Annotated in this window: 19 protein-coding genes and 2 tRNA genes; 7 read left to right on the top strand and 14 right to left on the bottom strand. The window is 66.5% G+C overall.

The annotated features are described in order from the left end of the window. Nucleotides 1-32: 32 nt before the first annotated feature. The 3 genes from ACZI8W_RS24740 to ACZI8W_RS24750 form a co-directional block, all read right to left on the bottom strand. Nucleotides 33-659: an ATP-dependent Clp protease proteolytic subunit gene (locus tag ACZI8W_RS24740; protein ID WP_463371179.1), complete on the bottom strand. Its 627-nt coding sequence runs from the start codon at nucleotides 657-659 to the stop codon at nucleotides 33-35. Between the two features lie 110 nt (nucleotides 660-769). Continuing rightward, the gene (gene tig / locus ACZI8W_RS24745; protein WP_463371180.1) at nucleotides 770-2,158 is read right to left on the bottom strand and encodes a trigger factor; all 1,389 of its coding nucleotides are present in this window, start codon (nucleotides 2,156-2,158) and stop codon (nucleotides 770-772) included. 68 nt (nucleotides 2,159-2,226) lie between these two features. Then, nucleotides 2,227-2,303, bottom strand: a tRNA-Pro gene (locus tag ACZI8W_RS24750). Between the two features lie 159 nt (nucleotides 2,304-2,462). Between ACZI8W_RS24750 and ACZI8W_RS24755 the strand changes: the two genes are divergently transcribed. The 3 genes from ACZI8W_RS24755 (at nucleotide 2,463) to ACZI8W_RS24765 (ending at nucleotide 4,691) form a co-directional block, all read left to right on the top strand. Further along, nucleotides 2,463-2,536, top strand: a tRNA-Gly gene (locus ACZI8W_RS24755). A gap of 221 nt (nucleotides 2,537-2,757) precedes the next feature. After that, on the top strand, nucleotides 2,758-3,864 hold the full coding sequence (locus ACZI8W_RS24760) for a WS/DGAT domain-containing protein (RefSeq protein WP_463371181.1): 1,107 nt from the start codon (nucleotides 2,758-2,760) through the stop codon (nucleotides 3,862-3,864). A 53-nt stretch (nucleotides 3,865-3,917) separates the two neighbouring features. Then, nucleotides 3,918-4,691, top strand: coding sequence for a DUF1542 domain-containing protein (locus ACZI8W_RS24765; protein WP_463371182.1), 774 nt, complete (start codon nucleotides 3,918-3,920; stop codon nucleotides 4,689-4,691). Nucleotides 4,692-4,707: 16 nt separating this feature from the next. Here the strand turns inward: ACZI8W_RS24765 and ACZI8W_RS24770 are convergent, their stop codons facing one another. After that, a complete protein-coding gene (locus tag ACZI8W_RS24770; RefSeq protein WP_463371183.1) occupies nucleotides 4,708-5,505 on the bottom strand; it encodes an Fpg/Nei family DNA glycosylase in 798 nt (265 codons plus the stop codon). Between the two features lie 3 nt (nucleotides 5,506-5,508). Next, nucleotides 5,509-5,985 (bottom strand): ribose-5-phosphate isomerase, encoded by a 477-nt coding sequence (locus tag ACZI8W_RS24775; RefSeq protein ID WP_463371184.1) that lies wholly within the window; start codon nucleotides 5,983-5,985, stop codon nucleotides 5,509-5,511. Nucleotides 5,986-6,082: 97 nt separating this feature from the next. Here ACZI8W_RS24775 and ACZI8W_RS24780 point away from each other — a divergent pair, with 97 nt between their 5' ends. After that, a complete protein-coding gene (locus ACZI8W_RS24780; protein WP_463371185.1) occupies nucleotides 6,083-7,039 on the top strand; it encodes an ABC transporter substrate-binding protein in 957 nt (318 codons plus the stop codon). A 75-nt stretch (nucleotides 7,040-7,114) separates the two neighbouring features. Here the strand turns inward: ACZI8W_RS24780 and ACZI8W_RS24785 are convergent, their stop codons facing one another. Beyond that, entirely contained in the window at nucleotides 7,115-7,780 is a 666-nt protein-coding gene (locus ACZI8W_RS24785; RefSeq protein ID WP_463371186.1) for a mycothiol-dependent nitroreductase Rv2466c family protein, read from the bottom strand. A gap of 160 nt (nucleotides 7,781-7,940) precedes the next feature. Between ACZI8W_RS24785 and ACZI8W_RS24790 the strand changes: the two genes are divergently transcribed. Together ACZI8W_RS24790 and pepN are read left to right on the top strand one after the other, a co-directional pair. Then, on the top strand, nucleotides 7,941-9,182 hold the full coding sequence (locus tag ACZI8W_RS24790) for an NAD(P)/FAD-dependent oxidoreductase (protein WP_463371187.1): 1,242 nt from the start codon (nucleotides 7,941-7,943) through the stop codon (nucleotides 9,180-9,182). Nucleotides 9,183-9,244: 62 nt separating this feature from the next. Continuing rightward, the gene (gene pepN, locus ACZI8W_RS24795) at nucleotides 9,245-11,827 is read left to right on the top strand and encodes an aminopeptidase N (RefSeq protein ID WP_463371188.1); all 2,583 of its coding nucleotides are present in this window, start codon (nucleotides 9,245-9,247) and stop codon (nucleotides 11,825-11,827) included. 122 nt (nucleotides 11,828-11,949) lie between these two features. On the opposite strand, the gene ACZI8W_RS24800 is transcribed toward pepN, so the two are convergent. From ACZI8W_RS24800 to ACZI8W_RS24810, 3 genes are all read right to left on the bottom strand, one after another. Next, nucleotides 11,950-12,420, bottom strand: a complete 471-nt coding sequence (locus ACZI8W_RS24800; RefSeq protein WP_463371189.1) for a DUF5130 family protein — start codon at nucleotides 12,418-12,420, stop codon at nucleotides 11,950-11,952. Continuing rightward, a complete protein-coding gene (ctaJ, locus tag ACZI8W_RS24805; RefSeq protein ID WP_463371190.1) occupies nucleotides 12,407-12,673 on the bottom strand; it encodes an aa3-type cytochrome oxidase subunit CtaJ in 267 nt (88 codons plus the stop codon). The genes ACZI8W_RS24800 and ctaJ overlap by 14 nt, the downstream gene beginning before the upstream one ends. A gap of 87 nt (nucleotides 12,674-12,760) precedes the next feature. Further along, on the bottom strand, nucleotides 12,761-13,387 hold the full coding sequence (locus ACZI8W_RS24810) for an HNH endonuclease (RefSeq protein ID WP_463371191.1): 627 nt from the start codon (nucleotides 13,385-13,387) through the stop codon (nucleotides 12,761-12,763). Between the two features lie 188 nt (nucleotides 13,388-13,575). Here ACZI8W_RS24810 and ACZI8W_RS24815 point away from each other — a divergent pair, with 188 nt between their 5' ends. Next, on the top strand, nucleotides 13,576-13,968 hold the full coding sequence (locus ACZI8W_RS24815; RefSeq protein WP_463371192.1) for a globin: 393 nt from the start codon (nucleotides 13,576-13,578) through the stop codon (nucleotides 13,966-13,968). A gap of 30 nt (nucleotides 13,969-13,998) precedes the next feature. On the opposite strand, the gene ACZI8W_RS24820 is transcribed toward ACZI8W_RS24815, so the two are convergent. From ACZI8W_RS24820 to ettA, 5 genes are all read right to left on the bottom strand, one after another. Beyond that, complete coding sequence (locus ACZI8W_RS24820; RefSeq protein WP_463371193.1) at nucleotides 13,999-14,709, bottom strand: DUF8010 domain-containing protein; 711 nt, start codon at nucleotides 14,707-14,709, stop codon at nucleotides 13,999-14,001. After that, the gene (locus ACZI8W_RS24825) at nucleotides 14,702-15,136 is read right to left on the bottom strand and encodes an acyl-CoA thioesterase (RefSeq protein ID WP_463371194.1); all 435 of its coding nucleotides are present in this window, start codon (nucleotides 15,134-15,136) and stop codon (nucleotides 14,702-14,704) included. The genes ACZI8W_RS24820 and ACZI8W_RS24825 overlap by 8 nt, the downstream gene beginning before the upstream one ends. Nucleotides 15,137-15,139: 3 nt before the next feature. Continuing rightward, entirely contained in the window at nucleotides 15,140-19,951 is a 4,812-nt protein-coding gene (locus tag ACZI8W_RS24830; protein WP_463371195.1) for an NAD-glutamate dehydrogenase, read from the bottom strand. Between the two features lie 99 nt (nucleotides 19,952-20,050). Beyond that, complete coding sequence (locus ACZI8W_RS24835; protein ID WP_463371196.1) at nucleotides 20,051-20,500, bottom strand: acyl-CoA thioesterase; 450 nt, start codon at nucleotides 20,498-20,500, stop codon at nucleotides 20,051-20,053. Next, nucleotides 20,493-22,166, bottom strand: a complete 1,674-nt coding sequence (gene ettA / locus ACZI8W_RS24840; protein ID WP_463371197.1) for an energy-dependent translational throttle protein EttA — start codon at nucleotides 22,164-22,166, stop codon at nucleotides 20,493-20,495. Before ettA ends, ACZI8W_RS24835 begins: the two co-directional genes overlap by 8 nt. Nucleotides 22,167-22,212 lie beyond the last annotated feature (46 nt).

The following is a 22,212-nucleotide window of genomic DNA, read 5'->3' on the forward strand; positions in this document are numbered from 1 at the left end:
GGGACGTGGAGCCGGTCGGGGGGCCTCGGGGTCTAGTTCGCCGTGCCGCCGGCCTGCGGGGCGCGCGCGACGACGTGGTCGACGAAGCCGTACTCGAGCGCCTGCTGCGCCGTGAACCAGCGGTCGCGGTCCGAGTCGAGAGTGATCTGCTCGACGCTCTGCCCGGTGTGCTCCGCGATCAGCTCGGCCATCTCACGCTTGGTGTGCGCGAACTGCTCGGCCATGATGGCGATATCGCTGGCGGTACCACCGATCCCGGCCGACGGCTGGTGCATCATGATCCGTGCGTGCGGCAGGGCGTAGCGCTTGCCCTGGGTGCCTGCCGAGAGCAGGAACTGCCCCATCGATGCAGCCAGGCCCATCGCGAACGTCGCCACATCGCACTCCACGAACTGCATGGTGTCGAAGATCGCCATACCGGAAGTGACCGAACCGCCCGGGGAGTTGATGTACAGCGAGATGTCGCGGGTCGGGTCTTCCGCCGACAGCAACAGGATCTGCGCGCAGAGCTTGTTGGCGATGTCGTCGTCGACCTGAGTGCCGAGGAAGATGATGCGCTCACGGAGCAGGCGTTCGTACACCGAGTCGCTGAGGTTCAGCCCAGCGGTGGCCGAGGTCATCGTCGGGCCGATGGATGTCGCCGGATTCTGAGGAGTCACGGGTACCTGCCTTCTCGTCAATCGTGGATTGCTGTCACTGACACTAACGAAACAGGGCGGCACCGGATGCCCGGTGCCGCCCATCTTCGCTCAAAGCGGAAAAGATCCGACTACTCGGATGCCTTCTCCTCGGTTGCCTCGGCATCCTCGGCAGCCTCATCCGAGTCGGCCTCGGCGCCGCCGAAGAGTTCGGAGGTGTCGACCTTCGCGCCGGTGGTGTCGGTGACGTCGACGCGGTCGACGACCGCGCCGAGTGCCTTGCCGCGGCGGACGTCGGCGAAGATCGCGCCGAGCTGGTTGGCCTGGCTGATCTGCTGGATGAACTGCTCCGGCGGGATGCCGTAGCGCTGCGCCTGGAAGAAGATGCGCTCGGTCAGCTCTTCCTGCTCGACCGTGGTCTTCTCCGCCTCGGCGATCGCGTCGAGCAGCAGCTGGGTCTTGACGGACCGCACAGCCGACTCGCGGGCTTCCTTGTCGAACTCTTCGCGACTCGACCCCTGAGCCTCGAGCAGCTTGTCGAGCTCGGCTTCGTCGTGGTCGAGTTCGTGGATCGCGTCGTGCAGTGCACTGTCGACCTCGGCCTGGACGACGGCCTCGGGCAACGGCACCTCGACCTTGTCGAGGAGCTCGTCGAGCACCTTGTCGCGGATCTGACCGGCCTGCTCGACCTGCTTGACGCGACCGACACGCTCACGCAGGTCTGCCTTGAGCTCGTCGAGGGTGTCGAACTCGCTGGCGAGCTGCGCGAACTCGTCGTCCTCTTCGGGCAGTTCGCGTTCCTTGACCGAGTTCACCTTGACGGTGACGACAGCTTCCTTGCCCGCGTATTCGCCGGCGACGAGCGTGGAGGTGAACTCCTTCGATCCGTCGGCCTCGAGACCGACGATGGCCTCGTCGAGACCGTCGATGAGCTGACCGGAGCCGACCTCGTGCGACAAGCCCTCGGTCGCAGCCTCGGCGACTTCTTCGCCGTCGACGGTGGCAGACAGGTCGATCGACACGAAGTCGCCGTCCTGCACGGCGCGCTCGACACCGGTGAGGGTGCCGAAACGCTGACGCAGCGACAGCAGCTGCTCTTCGATGTCCTCGTCGGAGATCTCGACGGGATCGACGGTGACCGCGATCGCCGAGTAGTCGGGAAGGTCGATCTCCGGGCGCACGTCGACCTCGGCCGCGAAGACCAGTTCGACGTTGTCCTCGATCTTGGTGATGTCGATCTCGGGCTGGCCGATGGCCTTGACCTCGTTCGCAGTCACCGCTTCGGAGTAGCGCGACTGGATCGCATCGTTGACGACCTGCTCGAGCACCGCACCACGACCGACCCGAGCCTCGAGGATCTTGCGCGGGGCCTTGCCGGGACGGAATCCGGGGATTCGCACCTGGCCGGCGAGGGACTTGAAGGCGCGGTCGAAATCAGGCTGGAGCTCCTCGAAGGGCACCTCAACATTGATACGGACTCGCGTCGGGCTCAGCTGCTCGACGGTGCTCTTCACGGACATGACTCCTTTTTGTCGTGCTCTTGTCGGTCGTTCGTTCTCACTACTGAGCGCCCTGACGCTGTTCGATCTGGTCGGGATGACAGGATTCGAACCTGCGACCCTCCGCTCCCAAAGCGGATGCGCTACCAAGCTGCGCCACATCCCGTCGTACTGCTCCCGCCGTGGTGCCGGGGGCCGCAGTGAATCCTACGGCCCCCCGATTATGAATTCCAAAGCCGGGTTCGGTACAGTCTCATCCTGCAAGCGGCGAACGCCGGAGATCACCGGAGTATCACCCGGTGAGCACCGACGAAGCCGCAGGTACGGGGATGTAGCTCAATGGTAGAGCCCCAGTCTTCCAAACTGGCTACGCGGGTTCGATTCCCGTCATCCCCTCCAGCGCACCGCCCGCGATCTCACCGAGGTCGCGGGCGGTTCTCGTTTCTGCAGCGTCCGAATCACCATTTCGACTCGATCGCCGAGCACCGACTCGAATCCGAGACCGAACAGGTCACGGCTGTGAGAGCGTCGGCGGTGTGAGCGAATTCCCCGACCGCGCGCACCACAGGTCCGGCGAGACTGCGGCAGGGCCCCCCGCCGGAGACTCGAGGTCATCCGTCGTGGCAGCGGTACTCCTCGACGCCGTTCCCGAATGGGATCGCGTCACGGCGATGCTCGCGCCCGGCAATCTGGAAGCCGCAGCGTTCCGGCACCGGGTGGTCGAGGTTCCCATCGGGCTCGACGTCGCCCGGCACAACGCCAGCCACGACGACGCGCCGTGGCATCTCGACAGGGTATCGCTGACGGGCACGGCCGGGTTCTCGGACGTGCTGACCTTGCAGCCCACAATTCCCGAGACCACCGTCCCCGGAGACCGGGACCTCCATCGCCCGAGTTGGGGCCTCACCCTCGTGGACGGACTCACCGGCGGCCAGGCGGCACTCGTCATCAGTATCGCCCGCCCCGAACGTGCCGAGCGCAGCGCACGTGCGCAGAACAACGGCGCCGACCACGGATCGGTGTGGGCGTGGCTGCGCACGCTGTCTGAGCACACCGCGGAGGCATTTCGCTCGTCGACCGAACTCGTGGTGGGCAGCACCACCGATCTGATGAAGGCGATCATCGCACCGACGTCCCACCCCCTCACGCACCGCACGCGTCCGACCCAGGGGCCGCACCGTCTCCAGACCCTCGACATTCCCGGCCGGGAGATGCGCGGCGCAGCGGATCGCGCCGGCTGCGGACTCGAGAGCGGTGTCGCGGCCGCGGTGCTCCTCGGATATGCGTCGTACCGTCACACCCACGGCTCCCCCGCCGACGATCTGTTCGCCGCAATCCCGACGATCGGATCTGAGGAGCCCGCACAGGTCTCGCTCGGCGGCACCGAGATCGACGGCGGGCCTGTGGCCCTGATGCAGCGCATCGACAACGTGACGGCCGGGATGCCCGACGACCCCAGTGTCCTTCCCGCAACCCGGATGTTCGGGCACGACGACGTACTCACCTGCACGGTCCCGGGTTCGACGGCGCCCCTGTTCGTGGCAGGCGCGGGGATCGCGCGCTATTACGGTTTCGGCCGCACCCTCGGGTCGGCAATCAACGCGACGCTGATGTCCTATCGCGACATGTGCTGTGTCGGGCTCACCGTCGACCCTGCCGCGGTACCGGACCGCAAGGCGTTCGACGAGTGCCTGCGGACCGGTCTGCAGATCGTCCTCGACAGCTGACCGGATCGGTACGCTGGATCCCAGACCGGAAGACCTCATCGTTGGGAACCACCGTGGAACTTCTCCTGATACTCGCGGTCGTGGCCGTCGTCGTATATTTCGTGTCCCGCTCGCAGAACGGAACGAGACGACACACTGCCGAAAATGTCGATGACGCCAAAGCCGATGCCCGTCAGGCCATCGAGCGGCTCGGCGGCCAGATCTACAATCTCACCGGCACCGACGACGCCTCCCGTCAGGCCCTTGCCGACGCCGCCGAACGTTTCACCGCGGCGGGGTCACAGATCGACCAGGCACAGTCCCCGGTTCAGGCGCGACTCGCCAAGCAGACCGCACTCGAAGGTCTCTACTACATCCGCGCTGCCCGCACGGCGATGGGCATGGATCCGGGACCCGAGATCCCCACTCTGGACGGCCAGAAGTCGGCGGGCGCCGTAACGGAAGACCGGCAGGTCGAGTTCGAGGGTCGCCAGGTGGCAGCGTCACCGTCCCCGTCGGCGCGCACCCCCAACTACTACCCCGGCGGCCGCGTCGCGGGTCGGCCGGTTCCCGCCGGTTGGTACTCGGAGCCGTGGTGGAAGCCTGCCCTGGTCGCGGGTGCGTGGGGCGTGGGTTCGATGCTGCTGTTCTCGTCGTTGTTCACCGGCATGGCCGGCGTGCCGTATGACGCACAAGCATTCGAGAGCGGCGCGGCGGACGGAACGGACAGTGGAGCAGGTGACGATATCGGCGGTGGCGACGATGTCGGTGGCGGCGACGGCTTCGGCGACGGCGCAGGTTTCGATGGCGGCGACGGATTCGGCGGGTTCGACGGGTTCGACTTCTGACGTCGATACGGCTCGGTCAAGCCGGCTGGCAGACCGGGCACCAGAACAGGTTTCGCGCACCCATCACCTTGTGGAGCACCGGTGTGCCGCATACCCGGCACGGCTCACCCGCACGCCGGTACACGTAGGTTCGGGGCCGATCTTTCGCGTACGCGGGTGCACCGTGGTCGTGTTCGGGGTGTACGACGTGCATGCGGCCCCGCGCCATTCCCACCTGCATCAGCTCTACGAGATCGGTCCAGATCGCATCGAATTCGGCGCGTGAGAGGTTCTTGCCGGGTCGTTCGGGATGGATGCCGTGCCGGAACAGCACTTCGGCGCGGTACACGTTTCCTACGCCCGCCAGCACCGACTGGTCCATGAGCAGACCGCCGATCGGGCGGCGGGAGCGGCTGAACCTTACCCATGCCCGCTCCGGGTCGGCGTCGGCGCGCAACGGGTCGGGGCCGAGACGCGCTTCGATCGCGTCGACTTCGCCTTCGGTGAGGACCTCGCATGCGGCCGGTCCGCGCAGGTCACTGCCGTGGACGGAGCCGATCATCCGCATGCGGACCTGCCCGGTGGGTTCGCCGAGCGGGAGTTCGGAATCGGTGAACGCTCCGTAGATTCCGAGGTGCACATGCACCGTCAGCGCACCCTCGTAGTGGTGGAACAGGTGCTTACCCCACGCGTCGGCGTGCGTCAGGACCCGCCCGTTCACCGTCGACGCGCCGTCGGCGAAGCGCCCCTGGGGGCTGGACACCCGCACCGGCGCACCCGCATACCAGTCGTGGTGCAGCCGGGCGAGCCGGTGCAGAATGTGTCCTTCGGGCACCGGTCAGTTCGCGCCCGGAACCGCGGGTGCGTCGCCGGACTTCTCGTACTCGGAGAGGATGTCGATGCGACGCTGGTGTCGCTCCTCGTTCGACCACTCGGTTGCGAGGAAGGCGTCGACGATCGCGAGTGTCTCCTCGAGCGAGTGCATCCGGCCGCCGATACCGATGAGCTGGGCATTGTTGTGCTCGCGGGCGAGTTTCGCCGTCTCGACGCTCCAGGCCAGCGCGCAACGCGCACCGGGGACCTTGTTCGCGGCGATCTGCTCACCGTTGCCGCTGCCGCCGAGGACGAGGCCGAGGCTGCCCGGATCGGCAACCGTGCGACGGGCAGCCTCGATGCAGAACGCCGGGTAGTCGTCGACTGCGTCGTATTCGAAGGCACCGCAGTCGACGGCTTCGTGGCCGTTCGTCGTCAGGTGTTCGATGATCTGATTCTTCCGTTCGAAACCGGCGTGGTCGGCTCCCAGGTAAACGCGCATGGACGGAGTCTAGCCAGGAGCCGATGCCGGACGTGAACCGCGCATACCAGCAGGAGTGAGGTTTACCTCGCCTAAGTTGACCGGCTAGGTTCAGTGAATGTTCACATCACAAGGACGTTCGACACGTGCCCTCCTGGGCGCGGCCGCAGCCGCCACAGTCCTTCTCCTGCCGGCCTGCGGGTCCACCTCGTCCGACGAGACGACCCCCACCGACGAGACGTCCCCCGGAGAGTCCTACACCGTCGAGCACGCCATGGGCGAGACGACGATCGAAGGCACACCCGAGCGCATCGTCGTCATCGACTCCCCTCACCTCGACGCCCTCGTCGCACTCGGTATCACCCCGGTCGGTGCTACCGAATCGGGTGCGGCGACCGGCGTTCCCACCTACCTCGCCGACAACCTCGAGGGCATCGAGATCGTCGGCCAGACGATGGAACCCGATCTCGAGGCCATCGCGAGCGTGAACCCCGACCTGATTATCGGAGCACAGGTACGACACGAGGCGCTCTACGAGCAGCTCTCGGCGATCGCTCCGACGGTCTTCTCTGTGAACTCGGGTACCGACTGGGAAGAGCAGGCCCGCATTACGGCCGCCGCGGTGGGCGAGGAAAACGAGATGGAGGCCCTCCTCACCGGAGTCGAAGAACGCGCCGCGAAGATCGGTGAGGAGATCGGCGCCGAAGGCCGGACCGCGTCGATGGTGCGGTTCCGGCCGGAGAATTTCCGCCTCTACGGTCCCGACACCTTCTCGGGCACGATCCTCACCCAGGTCGGCTACGACCTCGGTGCAGACCGACCATGGAACGAGTACTCGATGCTCGAGCTCAGCCCCGAGAACTACACCGAGATCGACGGCGATGTCGTCTTCTTCACCAATCCCGGCGGCGATCCGGCCGCGACGACGATGGCTGCGGTGAGCGACCTGTGGGGCGCACAGCCCGGGGTCGCGGCAGGAAACGTCCACGAGTTCGAGGACGAGACCTGGATGGTCGGCATCGGCGTGGTCGGTGCGAACACCATCCTCGACGACCTCGAGAACACACTCGGCTGATCCCCCGTCCCCACGACAGAAGAGTGTCCCTCCGGCTCGTTCGAGCCGGAGGGACACTTTCTCTCGGTCCGATCGTCAGTCGAACGACGGATCCTCGTCGCGGCTGCGCTTGAGCTCGAAGAAGTGCGGATACGACGCGAGCGCGACCACCCCGTCCCACACCTTGCCTGCCTCTTCGCCGCGCGGAATCTTCGACAGCACCGGGCCGAAGAACGCGACACCGTTGACGTGGATCGTCGGGGTCCCCACGTCGGGGCCGACGGCATCCATCCCGGCCGCGTGGCTTGCGCGCAGCGCCTCGTCGTATTCCTCACTGTCGGCGGCCTGCGCGAGGACGGGATCGAGGTCGAGTTCGGCGAGCGCACCGGCGATGACGTCGGTGAGGTCCGCGTTGCCCTCGTTGTGGATGCGAGTACCCATCGCGGTGTACAGGCCCTCGAGGATCTCGTCGCCGTACTTCTGCGACGCTGCGACCGCGACACGCACCGGGCCCCATGCCCTCTTCATCATCTCTGCGTAGTCGTCGGGGAGGTCGCTACCCTCGTTGAGCACGGCAAGGCTCATGACGTGGAAGCGTGCGTCGATGTCGCGGACCTGGGTGACCTCGAGGATCCACCGCGAGGTGATCCAACACCACGGGCACAACGGGTCGAACCAGAAATCGGCAGTGTCTTTACCGTCGACAGTGTCTTTACCGTCGGCGGTGTCCTTACCGGCGGTACCGGGGGTCCGGTCACTCAAGATGATCTCCTCACGCGAATCGGTTTCCAGAGAGTGCAACACCATCCTGCGGGCCATTCTTCCCGATCTTCGTCGCGGCGATGCGCTGTCCCCGTACCGTCGGACCTGAGCATCCAGGCCGATGGCGCCCGGGCAGCACCAACGAACGAGAGGGAATCCGATGGCCGGTGAGAAGACGTTCGTGATCGTCGGCGCCGGACTCGCCGGTGCCAAGGTGGCAGAGGAACTGCGCGCACGCGACTTCCCGGGCCACGTCGTACTGATCGGCGCCGAAGAACACCTGCCGTACGAACGACCGCCGCTGTCGAAAGAGTACTTCGCCGGCGACAAGCGACTGCTGGATTTCACCGTGCAGCGCGGCGACTGGTACCGAGACCATCGCGTCGACCTTCGCCTCGGCACCACGGTCACCGCGATCGACCCGGCCGCGCACACGGTCTCCTTGCCGGACGGCTCAACCGTGCACTACGACAAGCTGGCGCTCGCGACCGGATCGAACTCCCGGCGGCTTCCGCTTCCGGGGGCCGAAGCGCCGGGTGTCCACGTGCTGCGCACCGTCTCCGAGGCCGACGACCTCCTCGCCGCGATCCGACGCGACGACGGCACCGCCGCACGTCTCGCGATCATCGGCGCGGGATGGATCGGACTCGAGATAGCGGCGGGCGCGCGGGGGCACGGCGCCGACGTGACGGTGATCGAATCCGCACCCACTCCACTGGCCGGGTCGCTGGGCCCGCAGATCGGCGCAGTGTTCGCCGACCTGCACCGGGCGCACGGCGTGGATCTACGACTCGATGCCGCGGTGAGTGAGATCACCGTCGACGGCAGCCACGCCACCGGTGTGGCCCTCGCCGACGGCAGCACGGTGCAGGCCGACGCAGTACTCGTTGCAGTGGGTGCAGCACCGAACATCGAACTCGCTCAGAACGCGGGTCTCGCCGTCGACGACGGGATTCTCGTCGACGCATCACTGGCCACCAGCGACCCCGACATCGTCGCGGTCGGCGACATCGCGGCAGCCCTGCACCCGACGCTCGGGAGCCGCGTGCGGGTCGAACACTGGGCCAACGCGCTCAACCAACCGGCGGTGGGCGCTGCGACGATGCTCGGCATCGACGCTTCCTACGATCGCTTGCCGTACTTCTTCACCGACCAGTACGACCTCGGGATGGAGTACGTCGGGCTCGCCCCACCCGATGCGCGGGTGGTTACCCGCGGTGACGTCGGCACCCGCGAGTTCCTCGCGTTCTGGCTCGACGCCGACAACACGGTGCTCGCCGGCATGAACGTGAACATCTGGGATGCCGGCGACGATATCCGGGCACTGGTCTCGTCGGCATCTCCCGTCGATCCCGCCCGCCTCGCCGACGCGAACGTGCCGTTGTCGGACGTCGCCACCTGAGCGAGCCCGGTCATGATGGGATGGATCTCGACCGACATCCCGTCGTGAGAAGGAGTTCTCCAGTGGCACCACCGAATCTGACCCGTGAGCAGGCTGCCGAACGCGCAGCGGAGTTGCGCGTCGACAACTACACCGTCGTTCTCGACCTCACCGACGGGTCCGGGGCGCCGGGAGAGACCACGTTCCACTCGGTCACCACCGTGCGGTTCGATGCCACCGAGGGCGCATCGACCTTCATCGATCTGATCGCACAGACCGTGCATTCGGCCACCCTCAACGGCTCCCCCGTGGACGTGTCCGGATACACCGAGGAGACCGGCATCGTGCTGACCGGACTCGCCGCGCGCAACGAGCTCGTCGTCGACGCCGACTGCCTGTACACGAACACCGGTGAGGGCCTGCACCGGTTCGTCGACCCCACCGATGGCGCGGTGTATCTGTACTCGCAGTTCGAGACGGCCGACGCCAAACGGATGTTTGCGTGCTTCGACCAGCCCGACCTCAAGGCCACCTTCGATCTGTCGGTCACCGCCCCCACCGACTGGAAGGTGATCTCGAACTCCGAGACGGTGCCGACCACCGCGGTATCGCCCGGCCAGCACGTCTTCCGCACCACCCCGCGGATGAGCACCTACCTCGTCGCGCTCATCGCCGGACCGTACGCCCAGTGGTCCGACAGCTACACCGACGGGCACGGCACGATCCCCCTCGGTCTCTACTGCCGCGCGTCGCTCGCCGAGTTCATGGATGCCGAGCGCCTGTTCACGGAGACCAAGCAGGGCTTCGGCTTCTACCACGAGAACTTCGGCGTACCGTACGCCTTCGGCAAGTACGACCAGCTGTTCGTGCCGGAGTTCAATGCGGGGGCGATGGAAAATGCCGGCGCGGTGACGTTCCTCGAGGACTACGTCTTCCGGTCCAAGGTCACCCGCTACTCCTATGAGCGGCGCGCCGAGACGATCCTGCACGAGATGGCGCACATGTGGTTCGGCGACCTCGTCACGATGCGCTGGTGGGACGACCTGTGGCTCAACGAGTCGTTCGCGACGTTCGCGTCGGTGCTCTCCCAGGCGTCGGCCACCGAGTACACCAACGCGTGGACGACGTTCGCGAACGTCGAGAAGTCGTGGGCGTACCGGCAGGATCAGCTGCCGTCCACACATCCGATTGCCGCGGACATCCCCGATCTTGCCGCTGTCGAGGTCAACTTCGACGGCATCACCTACGCGAAGGGCGCTTCGGTACTCAAGCAGCTCGTCGCCTACGTCGGGCAAGAGCCGTTCCTCGAAGGTCTGCGCGCCTACTTCCGCGACCACGCCTTCGACAACGCGACCTTCGACGACCTGCTCGCCGCGCTCGAGAAGGCGTCAGGCCGCGACCTGTCGGGATGGGGTGCCCAGTGGCTCAAGACGACAGGGCTGAACATTCTGCGGCCCGATTTCGAGGTCGACGCGGACGGGAAGTTCACCCGCTTCGCGGTGGTGCAGGAGGGCGCACAGCCCGGTGCCGGTGAATTCCGGGTACATCGCCTCGCGATCGGTGTGTACGACGACGACGGCTCGGGCAAGCTCATCCGCACCCACCGGGTCGAGATCGACGTCGACGCTGCCGCGAGCACCGACGTTCCCGAACTCGTCGGTGTGCATCGCGGTAAGTTCGTGCTCGTCAACGACGACGATCTGACCTACTGCTCGGTGCGGCTCGACGACGAGTCGCTCAGCACGGTGATCGAGCGCGTCGGCGACATCGCGGAGTCGCTGCCACGCACGCTGGTGTGGTCGGCGGCATGGGAGATGACGAGGCAAGCCGAGCTCAGAGCCCGCGATTTCGTGGCGCTGGTGCAGCGCGGTATCGCCGCCGAAACCGAGGTGGGTGTCGTGCAACGGCTCCTGATGCAGGCGCATACCGCGATCGGCAGCTACGCCGATCCCGCGTGGGCCGAGGCTGCGGGTTGGAGCGACTACGCGAACCGGCTGCTCGAGCTGGCGCGTTCGGCGGAGCCTGCTTCGGACCATCAGCTCGCCTTCGTCAACGCCCTGTCCACCGCCCGGCTGTCGCCGTGGCACACGGAAGTGTTCGAGGAACTGCTCGGCGGCGATCCGGCGAAGGTCGGGCTGCCCGGGTTGGTCGTGGACACCGATCTGCGGTGGCGTCTCGTGCAGGCACTCGCAGCCGCCGGTGAAGTCGACGCGGAAGGTGTGGAGTCACCGTTCATCGACGCGGAAGCCGAGCGCGACCCGACCGCAGCCGGTGCCCGGCAGGCGGCGGCGGCACGTGCGGCCCGTCCGCAGGAGGCGGTCAAGGCCCAGGTCTGGGCGACGGTGGTCGGCGACGACACCGTTCCGAACATCACCGCCCGCGCAATCATCGGCGGTTTCGCACCGGCCGGTCAGTCGACGCTGCTCGAGCCCTACGTGGCCAACTACTTCGCGGAGGTACCCGAAGTGTGGGAGCGCCGATCCAGCGAGGTCGCGCAGACAGTGGTCGTGGGCCTGTACCCGTCGTGGGCGATCAGCGAGGCCGCGGTCGCGGCAGCCGACGAGTTCCTCGCCGGTGATCGACCTCCGGCGCTGCGCCGGCTGATCACCGAGGGACGCGCGGGGATCGTGCGGTCGCTGCGCGCTCGGGCATTCGACGCGTCCTGACCGGCATCCCGGCAAAATGTGCTCGGCCCGATGACACCTCCGGTCACTCGAAGTGGCCGACGGTGCCATCGGGCCGATGCGTGTCCTGCCGTGCTACTGGTGTCCTGCCGTGCTGCAGGGCCCTACGGGGCGATGATCGCGTTGGCGATCACACGAACGGCACTGATGATGCCGTCGATGAGCTGTCCCTGACCGAACGGTCCCACCGCAGCGGTCACGCCCAGCTGCGCGATCCGGTCGGTGACCTGGCCGGCGGCGTGCCCGCTGCGCACCTCGACTGCCTTCTGGTTCGGGTAGACCGCGATGAGTACCGAGTTCTCGGCCTCGGGCGTCGAGGGGAACACGGTGTCGGTGGCGGCGGCCGGGTCCGACGCGTCGGCGATGTACACGTTGAAGCGCACACCGGTGGCGCGGATCGCGGAGGTGAGCGTGTCGTCGAGGGCGACCAGTTCGTCGTCCTCGAACGGCGGGCCCGCGAACTCGATGCCGTCGGCACGGGCCGCAGAGATCCGACCGCTCGAGGTCAGCGCCGCAGCGTGCGGCAGGGGCGCGTCGCTGCGCGCCGGAGCATGAATCACATCACCACTTGCCACTTGCGGTACCTCCGATCAGCTCTGCCGGTGCATCGGCTGCGTGCCCGTGATGTGCGTGACGACCATGCTCGGTCACCTCGTCGGCCGCGGTCCACAGCAGCGCACCGTGGTTCCATTCGTCGCCGAGCGTGTACGGGTGGTCGGACGCGGCGGGGCCGGGCTTACGAGGCGCGGGCCAGGAGATAGCCCCGAAGACCAGAACGATCAGCAGCGGGATGCCGATGAATATCAGCGTTGTCTCGAGAATGCTCACAGGGAGAAGGTATCCCAGGTGGCTGCGAAAGACCTCACATGCCCCGGATTTGGTCCCGGTGCGCGGGCGTGTACCCAACGTTGCCCGTCAGGCAGCGCCCTCACCGAGGTACGGGAGCCAAGTCGGATGCAGGTCCTGCAGAGTGGCCAGCAGACGCCAGTGCCTTCCCTTCGGCGGCACCAGCGACGCGCGCAACGTCCATCCGAGTTCACTGAGCAGTTTGTCGGCCTTCTTGTGGTTGCAGGGTGCACAGCACGCCACGCAGTTCTCCCAGGCGTGTGCTCCGCCGCGACTGCGGGGGACGACGTGGTCGATGGTCTCGGCCTTGGAGCCACAGTACGCGCAGCGATTGCCGTCACGATGCATGAGCGCAGCCCTCGTCATGGGTACCCGCGCGTGATACGGAACACGCACGTACGTGCGCAGCCGGATCACCGACGGCAGCTGCACCGACCATTCAGCCGATCGCACCATCGGCGCAAGCGGGTCGTCGTGCACCGTGTCGGCCTTGCCACCGGCCATGAGGACCACGGCCCGCCGCGCAGGCAGGGCGGTGAGCGGCTCGTAGGTGGCGTTGAGCAGCAGTACCCGACGTTTCACCCAGTCGGGTAGACCGACGTCGTCGCGTACCACATGCAGGGTGGTCGCCCCCGGCGCCCCGATCGGGGCGTCCGCGGGCGGGCGTTGTCGATGTGCTGTGCTGCCGTGCTTCATACGACCTCCGGAAGACTGGAAACAGTGCACCACGGATACCTCCGCATCGCACCTGAAATCCGCGGACGAATCAAGGACTGCGCGGTGAACATCCTGTGTCCTGTGTACCCGCCGGTACGCGACCCCGTACGTGCGCACTGCTCCGGTGCGGGCACAATGGCCGTGGAGAGGGAGGTAAGCAGAACACCATGACCGACCAGCAGACCTTCTACGACGAGATCGGCGGCGCCGAGACATTCCACAAGATCGTTGCGCGCTTCTACGAAGAGGTGGCGAAGGACGAGATCGTCCGCCCCCTCTACCCCGAGGAAGATCTCGGTCCTGCGGAGCGCCGCATGCGGATGTTCCTCGAGCAGTACTGGGGCGGCCCACGCACCTACTCGGACGAGCGCGGTCACCCCCGTCTGCGGATGCGCCATCATCCGTTCAAGATCGGTCCGCTCGAACGCGACGCCTGGTTGCGATGCATGCACACCGCGATCGCATCGATCGACGATCGAACCCTCGACGCCGCGCACCGACGTCAGCTCGTCGACTACATCGACATGGCGGCGGATTCACTGATGAACTCGCCGGTGTGACGAGCACCGGCCAAGCGGCCTGAGCACCTGTCAGAGGATGCTCAGGCCGAGACCTCCACTTTTTCGCAGGTAGACCGAGCCGTAGCGGGCATCGAGCCGGATCCAGGTGTTCGAGGCACGTACTCGCACCACTTCGTCGGCGGCGATACCGTCGGCGACCATCGTGTCGCGCCCGGTGCTGGGCACGAATCCCATCGCCCCGAGCGCGAAGACCATCCGCATCGGCACCCCGACCGTCGTCTCCTGCCCGCCGGAGGCCTCGCTCCCGCTGACCTCGAGGACCTCCTGAGCCAGCAGCGACGCCGGTGGCCCCTGCGCCCCCGCATCGCGGGTCAGTGCGACACCCTGCTGGGCGAGTTCGATGAGGACCCGGGCCGGAACATCGTCGACATGTGCGAATCCCTCGTCCGGCGGTAACGCTCCCCGCCACGCCGAGTCCATCGCCCATCCCGGGTCGATCGGGTTCGCGGTGCCTGCCGTCGCGGCAAGTGCGGCTCGTAGCGAATCGGCGGCGACACAGAGATCGGCGGGCTGGACGGTTCCTCGCACGAGTCTCGCGGCGAGCACCTCGAATCCGGTCTGGATCCAGGCGCTGAGCACGCCATCGTCCCGGCGTCGCAGCCGTACGACCGCTGCCTCGTCGAGACGCAACGCGCGTGTGAGGAATGCGGCGAGATCGGCGCGGTCGTTCTCACCGGCCAGCGCGACCGCCCGCTCACCGAATCCCGTACCGTCAGTCACGCTTCCACCGCAGCAAGTAGGCCCGCTCCTCGTCGGTGAGCCGACGAAGTCTCTGCGTGTCGATGTCGAATGCGGCGATCTGGGTGGACGCGACGATCGAGGGTGTCGAGTCGGCAGCAACACCGCCCGGCCGCACTTCGTAGCCGATCGTGAAATCGACCGCGCGCACCTTCTCCGTCCACATCATGACGTCGAGGGGACCGTCCTCGTGTCGCAACTGCCTGCGATAGCGGACGTGGAGATCGGCGATCACGGCGCCTTCGCGCAGACTCTGGGTGGGTCGCCCGTCGGCGAACAGCCACGGTATGCGGGCTTCTTCGAGCAGCGTCACCATCCGCGCGTGGTTGATGTGCTGGAAGACGTCCATATCGGACCATCGCACCGTCACCTCCGTGTGGAATCCGAACTGCTCACCCGCATCGCTCACGCGTTACCTCCGATCGGGTGCGCCGGTGCGCACCATGCTCCTGACCTGCCGTGCGGCCACCGACAGGATGGCCAGGTCCAGACTCCCAGATGCAAAGATCTCGTCGAGCGCCGACCTCGCCCGCACGAGCCGTGAACCGTTCGACATCTCCCAGTCCTCGATCATCTCCGGGCACGTCTCCCCCGGTTCCGCTCCGGTGAGGACGTCGAGGACCAGTGATCGCAACGATCCGTACAGTTCGTCGCGCAACGCAAGACGCGCGAGAGAATGCCACCGGTCGCCGCGTTCGAGTTCGGTGACGGCGGACAGCAACCGGTCGATCCCGAGGTGCGCATCCATCGCGTAGTACAACTCCGCGACCTCGGCCTCCTCGCGTTCGACGATATCCGCGATGTCGATGACGTCGAGGAGCGGGAACTGGTCGAGGAGCCGGTAGACCATCGCGACCATGTCCGGGGGCGCGTGGTTCGACAGGATGTGCCGTGTCCGTTCCTCGAGGTCCTGTACGTGGTGACCGCGCATCCACTGACCTACCTGCGGGGCAAGATCGGTGAACAGCTGCCGGTAGCGGCTGATCTCGGCGCCCACCGCCAGCGGCTGCGGCCGATTCGACAGCAGCCACCGCGCCGCGCGATCGAGCACGCGGCGGGATTCGAGCAGCAGGTCGTCCCCGATGTCGGTGGGGAGGTCGGCCGAGCGGATCCGGTCCCAGATCCCGCGCAAGCCGAAGATCTCGGTGACTGCGGCGAACGCTCGGACTGCGTCGGTGCGCGACGCCCCCGTCTCCTCGCAGAGCCGGAAGACGAACGAGACGCCGCCGTGGTCGACCGTGTCGTTGGCCAGGATCGTCGCGACGATCTGCCTGCGCAGTGGATGCGCTCTGATACCGGCGCGGAATCTCGAGCGGAGTGCGCGCGGAAAGTAGTCGGGCAGGCGGGTCGCGAACGTGTCGCTGTCGGGAAGATCGGTGTCGAGCAGGTCGTCGACGAGAGTCAGCTTGACGTGGGCGAGCAGCTGCGACAGTTCCGGCGAGGTCAGACCCTCGCCGTCTGCGCGCCGCTGTTCGATCTCGGTGTCGTCGGGGAGCGCGTCGAGGACGCGGTCTACCCGCCGCTCCTTCTCGAGTTTCGCGATGAGTCGCTGGTGGACGCCGAGCAACGCTGGTGCAGACACACGTTCCAGGCCGAGCACACTGTTCTGGCCGATGTTGTCCGCGAGCACGAGGTCGGCGACGTCGTCGGTCATCGAGGCCAGCAGGGGGTTGCGTTCCTCGATGTGGAGGTCGCCGGAGGTGACCATCGAGTCGAGCAGGATCTTGATGTTGACCTCGTGGTCGGAGCAGTCGACGCCGGCGGAGTTGTCGATCGCATCGGTGTTGATCTTTCCGCCGCCCCGGGCGTACTCGATCCGGCCGAGCTGGGTGACACCGAGGTTGCCGCCCTCTCCGACCACCTGGACACGCAGATCGGCGGCGTCGACGCGGACCGTGTCGTTACCCTTGTCGCCGACGTCTGCGTGTGATTCGGACCGTGCCTTGATGTAGGTGCCGATGCCCCCGTTCCACAGCAGATCGACGGGCGCACGCAGGATCGCGCGGATCAGTTCCGGCGGGGTGAGTTCGGTGACGTAACCGGGCAATCCGAGCGCCGCGCGGGCCTGTTCGCTGATCGGGATCGATTTGCGGGTGCGTTCCCACACCCCACCGCCGGCACCGATCGATGCCGGGTTGTAGTCCGCCCAGGACGAGCGGGGCAGCTCGAACAGCCGGCTGCGTTCCGCGAACGACGGTGCCGCCTGCGGGTTCGGGTCGAGGAATATGTGGCGGTGGTCGAACGCGGCCACCAACCGGATGTGTTCGCTCAGCAGCATCCCGTTGCCGAACACGTCGCCGCTCATGTCGCCGACGCCCACCGCGGTGAAGTCCTGGCTCTGGGTGTCGACACCGAGTTCGCGGAAATGCCGCTTGACGCTCTCCCATGCACCGCGGGCGGTGATCCCCATTTCCTTGTGGTCGTATCCGGCCGACCCTCCGGATGCGAAGGCGTCGCCGAGCCAGTACTGGTAGTCGGCGGCCACCGCGTTGGCGAGATCGGAGAAGCTGGCGGTGCCCTTGTCCGCGGCGACCACGAGGTAGGTGTCGTCGACATCGTGGCGCACCACTCGCCGCGGCGGAATCGCCGTGCCGCTCGCCCGGTCGAGGTTGTCGGTGAGACCGAGCAAGGCAGCGATGAACCTCCGGTAGCAGGATTCGCCCGCTGCGCGTGCGGCCTGCCGGTCTGCGGCGACGTCGCCGGTGGGCGCCGGCGGACGTTTGACGACGAACCCCCCTTTCGCACCGACCGGGACGATCACCGCGTTCTTCACGGCCTGTGCTTTCACCAGGCCGAGGATCTCGGTGCGGAAATCTTCGTGACGGTCGGACCAGCGGAGCCCTCCTCGCGCGACCGCTCCGAATCGCATGTGGACACCCTCCACATCGGGTGAGTACACGAACACCTCGAATTCGGGGCGGGGTTCCGGCAGTTCCGAGATGCCGTCGGGGTCGAACTTGAACGCCAGTGTCCGGCCCAGTGCCTCGTCATCGGTCTCGGGCACGAAGAAGTTGGTCCGCAGGGTGGATCGGATCAGCGACAGCATCGCCCGCAGAATACGATCGGCCACGAGCGCGGTGACGGCGTCGATCTTCTCGAGCAGTTCGTCGGTGATGGTCTGTTCGCGGACCTCGGACGCGTGGTCGGGATCGAATCGCGCGGCGAACAGTTCGACGAGCAGCGCGGTTGTGCCCGGCGTGCTCAGCAGAACACCTTCGATGTTGTACTGACTGTACGGAAATCCGGTCTGCCGAAGATATTTCGCGTATGCCCGGAGCATCGTGGCTTGCCGCCAGGTCAGGCCGGCGCGGAGTACGAGTTCGTTGAAGCGATCCGTCTCGGCATGTCCACGCCAGGCGGCGGCGAACATACCGGTGATGCGGTCTGCGAGTGTCGGGTCGGCGTCGAACTTTCCGGGGTCGAGGTCGTTCGGCAAGTGCAGGCCGAAATCGTAGATCCAGCAGTCGATGCCGTCGGATCGCGGCAACAGATAGGGCCGCTCGTCGACGACTTCCACGCCGAGGCTCTGCAACACCGGAAGGATACGGCCGAGCGTCACCGGTTCCGACCCGGCATGTTCGGAACCGACATAGAGGGTGTAGCGCCAACTCCGGTGGTCTTCGGCGCCTGCTCGATACACGAGCGTGTCGAAGTCGCCGGGGCCGAGTGCCTCGAGTCGGATCAGATCGGCGAGCGCGCGTTCGGAACTGAAGTCCTCCTTGTACGCCTCGGGGGCGGCGTCGACGTACCGCTGGACCAGCGCCGGATCGACACTCGGATGAGCTCCGGCGACCTCGGCGAGCCGGTCTCCCCAGCTGCGACTGACCTCTGAAAGGAGCGCCTGGATTCGTTGCCTGTTGCTCTCGGACGTGTCGACCCGGGGACGTACGTGTTCGGGGAACCGGACGGTCACATGCAGGAGCGCGAGATCGCCCTCGGACACCCGCGCGGTGTAATCGAGAGTGCCACCGCCGAATTCGTGAAGCAGAATGTTCTGCATCCGGACCCGGACCTTCGTCGTGTATCGGTCGCGGGGAAGGTACACCAGGCACGACACGTATCGCCCGTACGTGTCGACCCGAACGAAGAGCCGTACCTGCCTGCGGATTTCGACTACCGACGTCACCGTCGTGTAGAGGGTCTCCTGATCCATCGACAGCAGTTCCGCGCGCGGCAGAGTCTGCATGATCTCGAGCATCGCCTGACCGCCGTACGACGACAGCTCGACACCGGCCCGGGCGATCACCGCCCGGGCACGCTGACGCAGCAGCGGGATGTCGAGGATGGTCTCGTGCATCGCAGTCACGGTGAGCACACCGAGGAAGCGGTGCTCACCGACGGTTCGTCCCTCGGGGTCGAGGATTCCCACACCGACGAAGTACGGATACACCGAACGGTGCACGGTCGCGGGCCGCGCACCTTGGGTGAGCACGAGCAGTGGGCGGCGGTCCGGATACACCTCGGCGGGCAGATCGATCGGATCGGCAGACTCGGACACGGTGCGCAGCACCCCGAGCCCGCTGCGCGGAACGGGGTGGGATCTGCAGGCCCCGTCGGCATCGGGCACGCCGAACTCATACCGGCGATACCCGAGCCCCGCATAGTTGCCGCGAGCCAGCCACCGCAGCAGTTCAGCGGTCTCGGCGAGATCCGTCGCGGTGTGGCCGGACGACGGATCGGCAGCGAGCGCGTCGAGTTCGTCGGCGAGCCTGTTCTGCAGAGCGCGCATGGCGTCGGTGTCGACGACGACCTGCCGCACATCGTCGAGCACACTGTCGATTTCACCTTCGATCCCGGCGAGGACGTCCGGCTCGGTGGTCGGGTGGAGCTGGATGTGTATCCACGATTCCGCGGGTTCGTCGCTCTGGAGGGCGCCGTCCGGTGCCATGTCGAGGAGCACGCCGTCCGGGTCGCGGTGGACGGCGAAGACCGGATGCACCAGGGCTGCGATCACCGCACCGAGACGCGAGAGCAACGCCGTGACCGACTCCACCAGCAGCGGCATGTCGTCGGTGACGATCTGCACGGCGGCGCCGAGCGCGTCGTCCGCCTGGTACACCCGCGTCGCGGTCGTGCCGGCAGGCCGATCGAGGCCGAGCGCCAGATGCGCGGCCGCGGCGGCCGCCGGATCGACTATTCCGTCCGGAGACTGCAGGTAGGCGCGCTCCAGAACTCGCACCGTAGACGAAAGATCTCGCGAAGCCGCAGATCCCGTCATCAACATCACTCCCCTCGCTTGCCTCCGAAACCGCAGACGCCGCGGATGGGCTCGTTGCCGAGCCTATCCGCGGCGTCCGATGTCGGGAGGTGAAAGTGCGAGCAGTCACCGCTCCGATCGTGATGGCAGGTCGCCGCAGACGATCAGGTACCGGGCGAGGACCTCGCGTTCACCGGCGGTGATGGGTCGCGGACGTTCGGTTTTCGTGTCGAACCCGACGAGCACCGCATCGCCGAGGGCGCACACCGCACCGTCGCGGTCGAGCACCGTATGCCGGAGCGTGTACGAGGTGTTCCCCACGCGCAAGGCGGTGATCTCGACCGTGACCGGCCCCGACTCGTCCTTGATGGGCCGCAGGAATTCGACGTCCATCTTCCTCACCGCGATCGCGCCGCGCTTCAGCGCGCCGGACTGCAGGAACTTGATTCGCCCTTCCTGCATGTACTCGACGACCTTGGTGTTGTTGACGTGTCCGAGCCGGTCGGAATCCGCCCAGCGCACCTCGATCGAGCACCGGTACGGTTCGACGGAACCGGGCGAGGGCTGATCAGTCACGCGTCAGCTTCCGGTGGGTGACCCGGTGCGGGCGAGCCGCATCGGCACCGAGCCGCTCGACCTTGTTCGCCTCGTACGCTTCGAAGTTGCCCTCGAACCAGAACCACTGGCCTTCGTCGACGTTGCCTTCCCACGCCAGGATGTGGGTACAGGTGCGATCGAGGAACCAGCGATCGTGGGAGATCACGACGGCACAACCCGGGAACTGCTGCAGCGCGTTCTCGAGCGAACTCAAGGTTTCGACGTCGAGGTCGTTGGTCGGTTCGTCGAGGAGGATCAGGTTGCCGCCCTCCTTGAGGGTCAGCGCCAGGTTCAGGCGGTTGCGCTCACCGCCGGAGAGCACCCCGGATTTCTTCTGCTGATCCGGCCCCTTGAATCCGAACGCACTGACGTACGCCCGGGACGGCATCTCGTTCTGACCGACCTCGATGTAGTCCATACCGCCGGACACGACCTCCCACACATTCTTCGTGGGATCGATGTTCGCGCGGTTCTGATCGACGTAGCTGAGCTTGACCGTCTCGCCGACCTTCACCGTGCCACTGTCGGGCTCCTCGAGCCCGACGATGGTCTTGAACAACGTGGTCTTACCGACACCGTTGGGGCCGATGACACCGACGATGCCGTTGCGCGGCAGCGTGAAGGACAGGTCTTTGATCAGGACGCGACCCTCGAAGCCCTTGTCGAGGTGCTCGACCTCGACAACGACGTTGCCCAGCCGCGGCGGCGTCGGAATCTGGATCTCTTCGAAGTCGAGCTTGCGATGCTTCTCGGCTTCCGCCGCCATCTCCTCGTAGCGACCGAGACGCGCCTTGTTCTTCGTCTGGCGGGCCTTCGAACCGGAACGGACCCACTCGAGTTCCTCCTTGAGGCGCCTCTGGAGCTTCTGGTCCTTCTTGCCCTGCACCTCGAGGCGCTCGGCTTTCTTCTCCAGGTAGGTGGAGTAGTTGCCCTCGTACGGGTGCAGCTTGCCGCGGTCGACCTCACAGATCCACTGGGCGACGTGGTCGAGGAAGTACCGATCGTGGGTCACGGCCAGGACTGCGCCGGGGTACGACGCGAGGAACTGCTCGAGCCACAGCACCGACTCGGCGTCGAGGTGGTTGGTGGGCTCGTCGAGGAGCAGCAGGTCGGGCTTGCTCAGCAGCAGCTTGCACAGCGCGACACGGCGACGCTCACCACCGGAAAGGTGGGTGACGGGCTCGTCCGGCGGCGGGCAGCGCAGGGCATCCATGGCCTGCTCGAGCTGGGAGTCGATGTCCCATGCGTTGGCGTGGTCGAGCTCCTCCTGGAGCTTGCCCATCTCGTCCATGAGCTCGTCCGAGTAGTCGGTTGCCATGAGCTCGGCGATCTCATTGAAACGGTCGAGCTTGACCTTGATCTCGCCGAGGCCTTCCTCGACGTTCTGCTTGACCGTCTTCTCCTCATCGAGCGGGGGCTCCTGCAGCAGGATCCCGACCGTCGCCTCCGGGTCGAGGAACGCCTCACCGTTGCTGGGCTGATCCAGGCCCGCCATGATCTTGAGGATCGACGACTTACCCGCGCCGTTGGGCCCGACGACACCGATCTTCGCGCCCGGGTAGAAGCTCATGGTGACGTCATCGAGAATTACTTTGTCACCGTGCGCCTTGCGCACCTTCTTCATCGTGTATATGAACTCCGCCATGGCGACCAGCGTATCCGCCCAGAGCGCAGAACCCACATCCTGCGGT

The organism is Rhodococcus ruitaii, assembly GCF_055230935.1.